The 590-nt window shown below is 48.3% G+C and carries 1 protein-coding gene and 1 pseudogene; one reads left to right on the plus strand and one right to left on the minus strand.

Annotated features, from left to right (window positions below):
* Positions 1-381: pseudogene (locus R7Q46_RS28675) on the plus strand (DeoR family transcriptional regulator); the annotation flags it as partial.
* Between the two features lie 18 nt (positions 382-399).
* On the opposite strand, the gene R7Q46_RS28680 reads toward R7Q46_RS28675, so the two are convergent.
* Positions 400-590 (minus strand): VOC family protein (locus R7Q46_RS28680; RefSeq protein ID WP_324186299.1); only part of this gene is annotated, 191 nt, incomplete at its 5' end.

The following is a 590-nucleotide window of genomic DNA, read 5'->3' on the forward strand; positions in this document are numbered from 1 at the left end:
GCGCATCTTATCCGCAATACATCGGCCAACATTATCTTGTTGGGTGGCGTGGATCAGCACCAAGGCGAAAGCCTCGGTGGCCCGCTCACCAAACTCTGTATTGAAAACATTCATTTCAGCACGGCTTTCTTAGGCATTGATGGATTTCACCAAGACACAGGTTTTACTAGCCGAGACATGATGCGTGCCGACATTGCAGAGGCCATTCTGGCAAAGAAAAGACGCACTCTCGTCCTGACGGATTCCAGCAAGTTTGGTCAGATTTATCCTTCGTCGATTGGCAAGACAAACGAAATCTCAGTGTTGTTAACTGACAAAGCCGCTCCGAAAAGCGACCTCGAACAGTTGAAAAAACTCGGCGTTGAAGTGGTGTTGGGTTAACAACACAATACCTCTGAATCAGTGACTCTCCGACCACACTGCAAACTCGTTTCCGCTTGGCTCAGTGAAGTGGAAACGACATCCGCCCGGAAACTCGAAAATAGGGCGGATGATTTGTCCGCCAAACTTCGCTACTTTTTCTAACGTGGCGTGAATATCAGAGCTATAGAACACCAATAGTGCTGCGCCGTTTGAGGTTTGACTGACTT

This window comes from Vibrio sp. 811, from assembly GCF_033339195.1.